At 50.0% G+C, this 5,867-nt stretch carries 2 protein-coding genes and 1 pseudogene; all 3 read right to left on the bottom strand.

Annotated elements, in window-relative coordinates; genetic code table 11:
- Positions 1-124: 124 nt before the first annotated feature.
- Positions 125-1,270, bottom strand: coding sequence for a serine/threonine protein kinase (locus tag ACLGGO_RS34840; RefSeq protein WP_446422747.1), 1,146 nt, complete (start codon positions 1,268-1,270; stop codon positions 125-127).
- A 105-nt stretch (positions 1,271-1,375) separates the two neighbouring features.
- Complete coding sequence (locus ACLGGO_RS34835) at positions 1,376-4,519, bottom strand: CHAT domain-containing protein (protein WP_446422746.1); 3,144 nt, start codon at positions 4,517-4,519, stop codon at positions 1,376-1,378.
- Between the two features lie 142 nt (positions 4,520-4,661).
- A pseudogene (locus ACLGGO_RS34830) lies at positions 4,662-5,867 on the bottom strand (filamentous hemagglutinin N-terminal domain-containing protein); the annotation flags it as partial.

Raw genomic sequence — 5,867 nt, 5'->3', positions numbered from 1 at the left:
CACCGCCAGAGTGAAGCAGGAAGTAAGTTCCAAAGATGTCCATTTATGGGTAGCTTTGGGTAGATCTTATGTAACGGAGACAAGAGAGGATTTTCCCAGTCACCTTTCCCCAATTCACCAATTACTAATCACCAATCACCCATTCATCGGAAACAGGCCAATCGCTACGGGGAGGAAAGGTTTGTTGGGTATGCAAAATCGTTGCTCCGGGTTCGCCCGGTTGGTTGAGTCGTACAGCATAGCCAAATCCAATCCCTGCTGACGCCGCGATCGCTCCTGTCATGAACAAAGCTTGTAACGGTATTGAGGCTTTCGTTTTGGGAGTTTTGAGTTTTGAGTTTTGAGTTTTAACCTTTCGCTTCATTCGAGGAGATGGTTTTGAGTTAGGCTGGTTTTCGACGGGCTGAGTGATTATCGGTTCAGGGACAGCAACAGACTCCTGAAGGGGAAGCTGCTTTAGCCAGGTGTCTATCGTTTGGGGACGGTTGTTAGGGATGAGTTCTAGACCGTACCGTAGTGTTTGTTTAATGGTGGGACTCCATTTAGACAAGTGGGTTTTTGAGGGTGAGGAAAATAGGCAATCCTCTCCCTTTTCTAGCAACGCCTGTCGCACAGGTGCGGGTAAGGGGGGATATCCCGTGAGTAAGCAGTAGAATGTTGCGGTTAAAGCATAGATATCCGTTTGCCGCGTTGCTGTGTTTGTCAAGGTATTGTCTTCTGGAGGAGCATAGCCAGCACACAGGAGACTGGCGTAGGTTTGTTGGACGCCTGGGGTGAACTCATAGAGCATCCCAACCTCACATAACACAACGCGATCGCTATCCTGACGCCGAATAATGTTTTTGGGTTGGATATTTCGGTGGAGTAATTCGACTTGGTGTAGGACCTTTACCGCGTCGCTGATTTGACGGATATAGTTAATCGCCTCCGCCTCTGACAAGTAACCCCCTTGCATAACGTCTGCCAATGTCTGTCCGGGGATATATTCCATAACCAGGTAGGGATATCCCGTTTCCTCAAAATAGTCAATGACGCGCACCAGATGAGGATGCTGGCAGTAATTCAATCGTTTGGCGATGTCTAAAAATTGCTGCTTGAATTGATTCACGTTTTCATGCTGGCGCAGTGCTTCACCTAAGGTTTTAATCACAACCGATTGACCTGACTCTGTATCGGTTGCTTTGTAGGTGAGATTGAAAACACCGGCGCCGAGTTGGGTATTGAGGACGTATTTTCCTTGGTTTAAGCCCTGTTCTGCCGTCAAGTTCATAAAAATTCACTCCCCACAAGCACAAATGATGCTATTGCCTAGATGGAGTATATCCAATAGAAGTGTAGAAGGGTAATACTCTCTGAAAAATGACCAATGACCATTTCATAACCAATTGCCAACTAATACATAGGGTGCCCAGAAAAAGGGATGATGGAAATTGGCATGGTTAAGGAGGCGGCGTTGAGCGTAACGCAGGGCTTCGGCTTTGCTATTGTTGGTTTCAATTAGTTTCTGATAGAATTCCTTCATAAATTCGGCGGTGGCTTGATCACTCACAGACCATAACGTTGCTAATGTACTGCGTGCGCCAGCTTGAACCGCAACGCCAGCGAGTCCCAGGGTGGCGCGATTATCCCCCGCAGCGGTTTGACAAGCACTGAGGACAAAGAGTTCAATCCCGCTTTGACCCTCTTGGGTACGTCGGCGCAGGAGTTCGCCTAATTCATGGACATTCAGGGGGCGATCATAGGCGAGGATGAAGGTGTCTTCGGCGTTGGAACTGAATTGACCATGAGTGGCGAGGTGAACGATGGGAAAATTTGTGCGGGTTAACTGGTCTTTTAAACGGGTGCTGGTAAAATCTTGATCTAAGAGGATTTCGCTAGGTAAAGTGGCTTGGATTTGATTGAGTTCCAGAGTGACGTTTTCTAGAGGAGGGAAGTTAGGGCGGGCTTCAGTGAGTCCAGCGGTGAGGGCTTTTAGCTGGGTTTCGGGTAAGGGTTTGGGGTCGAGGAGTTGTAAACCAGGATTGAGGCTAATACTATAGTTTTCGATGAGATAATGCTGACCGTCGTGGAGAATTGCCATGGGCAGGTTTCGCAGTACGCCATCAGGGATGAAGACGAGAGTTTGGACTTGGCTAGCCGCGATCGCAGATTCAGCCGGACGGATTAGCCAGTCGTAGAGTTGTTGGGCGAGGGGTAATAGGGTGTCGGTGCTGAAAATACCGCGACGGATGGGATCGTGGTAGAGGGCTTGTTGCAGGCGATCGCTAATTTCGGTGAGTTTGGCTTCGGAGACGGGGGTGCTGTAATGGTGGAGGCGGGAACCCGGTAAGCTGAGGATGACATCAAGGCGGTTGTTGAGGATAATCGGGTAAATAACCGCAGCGGTTTGGTCTACTTGGTCAACGTTGAGGGTGGGGGCGTCTAAGCAGGCTTGTTGAAAGAAGTTATTCAGTTCTGCGACTTGTAGGGCTTCAATCAGTTGACGGGCTTGTTTTAGGTGATTGGGGATTGGGGATTGGGGATTGGGGAATTCTCTCTCCCCCTGCTTCCAGACGTAGCATGCTACGTCTCTACATTGCTCCCCCAGCTTCCCAGCTCCCTTATCTTCCTGAGTTAGGAGTAATGCGACAAATTGGCGATAGAGGGGTTCGATACTATCGCGGAATGAAAATTGCAGATCTGGGTTGACAGCGGCGATGTCTCGGCGTAGAGACTGGAGAGCAGAAACGGCTTCGGTGTAAGCTGCGATCGCTTCATCCCTGTTTCCCTGAACCTTGTACAGGCGTGCTAATTGCCATTGCCAACGGTAGATTAGTTCTGGAGCGTTAATTTTTTGAGCAAGGCTGAGGGCTTTTTGGGTTAAGTTTTGGGAATTATACCATTGTTTAGACGTTTCGTAAAGAGTTCCTAGATAACCGAGGGCGTAGGATTCAGCTTGGAGGTCGTTGAGTTCTTTTGCTTGTTGGACAGTGGTGGCGAGGGATTGGGCGATTTCGGATAATGGGGGTGCGGCTTGTGGAGAAATCTGGCGCAGGCGGTTGAGGGTTTGGGCGAGGTTAATTTGGGCATAAATCGTGGTGTGGCTGAGGGGGAGGTGAGGAAGTTGGGATTGGAGTTGCGTCCAGAGGGTGCGGGCTTGGCTGAGTTGTTGAGTGGCGACGAGGAGACTGAATTGATTGACTTGGGCTTGGAATTGGGATGAGGCGGATGGGGCGGTGGTGGCGGCTTCTTGGTAATAGGTTAGGGCTTGGCGAATCTGTTGTTGAGACCGGGCGTTGTTGCCTAAGCTGATCAGGGTGGAGGTGATTTCCGTGGGGGATTGTAGGCGGCGGGCGATGGCTAAACTTTGGGTTAAAGTTTGGCTGGCGGAGTCGGTTTGACCGAGGAGGTGGAGGAGGTCAGCGATTGACCGTAAGCCAGCAGCTTTGGTCAGGGAGTCGGGTTGATTGTCTAGGGTTTGCCGGATTTGTTCTAAGGTATTATAGGCGCGGCGGTAGTATCCCTGGACGCGGAGGGTGTGGGCTTGGTTAATCACGCTACCGATAAGGTTAGGAGTATCGTTGAGGTGGTGATAGAGTTTGGCGGCTTGTTCCCAGGTGGTGAGGGCTTGGTCGTATTGTCCTTGGGCGAGTTGCAGGTTGGCTTGGCTGTTGAGGATGGGGGCGAGGACTTGTAAGCAAGCAGGAGAGGGGCTGGGGGAGAGGTCATTCCCACAGTTTGAACGGTGGAGAATTTGGAGACTGGTGGCGATAGCTTGGTTGGCTTGAGTCCATTGTCCGATTTTTTGATAGGCTAAGGCGAGGTTACTCAGGATTAGGGCTTGGTTTAAGGTATCGCCTTGGCTGGCAAATGTGTCAGCGGCTTGTTGCCAAAGGGTGATGGCTTGGGTGTAGTCTCCAATGTGATAGTGGTCTCTACCCTGTTGCACGAGTTGAGGGGCGTTATGGGGGGATTGGCTGAGGAGTGGGGATGGAAGGGGAGGTGTATCAATGGGTTTTAACGGGGAGATATCCGCAGTTAAGGATGTGCCATAGCTGGTGGGCGAAATGGTTAGGGATAAAAATAGGATGAGTAGAGTCGTGATGAGTCCTAAACCGACGTATTTAAGAACTCGCCACAGACGCCAACGGTATATGTATTGGTGCATGTATTCGTAGGGGTATTCGTAGGGGTATTCGTAGGGGTGAAGCATTTGGGGGACTACCTTTGTCCGAAAGCCCCAAATGCTTCTACCCAAATGCTTCACCCAATCCCCAGAATCAACCTGTTTGTGAGAAAAATTTTGCCACCGAAGGGAGATTACCTTTGTCCGAAAGCCCCAAATGCTTCTACCCAAATGCTTCACCCAATCCCCAGAACCAACCTGTTTTTGATAAAAATTTTGCCACCGAAGGGAGATTACCTTTGTCCGAAAGCCCCAAATGCTTCTACCCAACTGTTTCACCCAATCCTCAGAACCAACCTGTTTTTGATAAAAATTTTGCCACCAAATTGTTAAAATAGACCGTTTTTTCGCCATGGTATTCAATTGGAATGTTGGGATAGGGATTTAATCCAAATTGATTGGGTTTGGTCAGGTTTTCTGGATGCACGTCGGGCAAAGGGCGCACGTCGGTGCGCCCCTACGGTTGCTTTTGAATGGCGCAAGATGTGAACCTCTACTATTCATCCGTTGCGACGCAATGGGTAGGATTGTGCCAGTTCCCCTGATAATTGCTTGGCGGGACTTCCGCAACTAGAATAATTTGTCCATCGGGTGTTTTTATCCAACCTTGGGCTTCGATAATTCGCTGGGGCGGTTGAGGATTAGACACAGAAAAATTATCCATCGTCTCGGTGTTTGGCTGTGCTGATGTTCCGAGGTGACTCACCAGTGTGCCTAAATCTTCCACGACGGTATCGGGGGGAAGTACCTCATCGGGACTAAGGGGTAAGCCGCCTCGTCCAGTTACAGTAAATGAATTGACGCCGTTCTCGGTTACGACTGCACAGCTTCGATTAATTTGCCCAGTGGGGTCAACGAAGGTTCTGGGGAGTTCAATGAGTCCGCGATTGGGATCAAGGGGGGCGTTGAGTTCCACCTCTCCCGGTGCGCCAAATTGGGAACTTGCATCAATATCGTTGGTGCGATTTTCATCAATGGCTGGGCGTTCTTGGATACCAAAGATGCCTTCACCGGTGATGGTAATGCGCCCACCGTCGCCACGTTCAGCACTGGCGATGATATCACTCCCGTTGACACCTTCTGGAGGTTGGGCGATGAGGAAAGTGGTGTTAATGTCAATATTACCGCCATTGGCATCACCGGAGGCTTTGGCAGAGATGCGGCTTTCATTGGTCATGAATAGGGTGTTTAAGTCTGAAAGACGGATATTTGCACCGCCTTCAATACCACTGAAGCCCGTTTCGGCGGTGAGTTGACCTTGGTCGAGAATTAGGGAATTTGCCTGGATGGTTAGGTTTCCGGCTTGTCCAAAGGGACTGCTGACGGTTACAGTTGCCCCATCTCGGACAGACATTTGACGAGTGTTCACGGTTAAGTCGCCTGCTGTACCGCCCTCCCCTGTGGCGGCAACGGATAAACCACCTACTCCGGTTAAGTCTACAGATTCAGTCGCATTGACGCTTAAGCTTCCGGCTTTACCGCTTTGAGTCGAGGCGGAAATCAGACTGTTGTTGACTTCTAAGGTGTCTAAGCCTTGTAAACTAATATCTTGGCTAACACCAGAGATGTTGGAGGCTGAGAGTTGCGATCGCGCATTTAAATTTAACTGTTCGGTATTTATCGTCACTCCCCCAGCTTTCCCACCTTCACCAGTAGCCGCAACGGATAGATTACTATTGCTGACAGATACTGACTCAACTGG

The organism is Coleofasciculus sp., from assembly GCF_046565525.1.
In the GTDB taxonomy this organism is placed as follows: domain Bacteria; phylum Cyanobacteriota; class Cyanobacteriia; order Cyanobacteriales; family Coleofasciculaceae; genus Coleofasciculus.
This window is presented reverse-complemented; position numbering and strand designations above follow the sequence as displayed.

Bases quoted from the DNA above. Each gene is read 5' to 3' on its own strand.
- ACLGGO_RS34840 (WP_446422747.1), bottom strand. From the start codon at position 1,270: ATGAACTTGACGGCAGAACAGGGCTTAAACCAAGGAAAATACGTCCTC.
- ACLGGO_RS34835 (WP_446422746.1), bottom strand. From the start codon at position 4,519: ATGGCGAAAAAACGGTCTATTTTAACAATTTGGTGGCAAAATTTTTAT.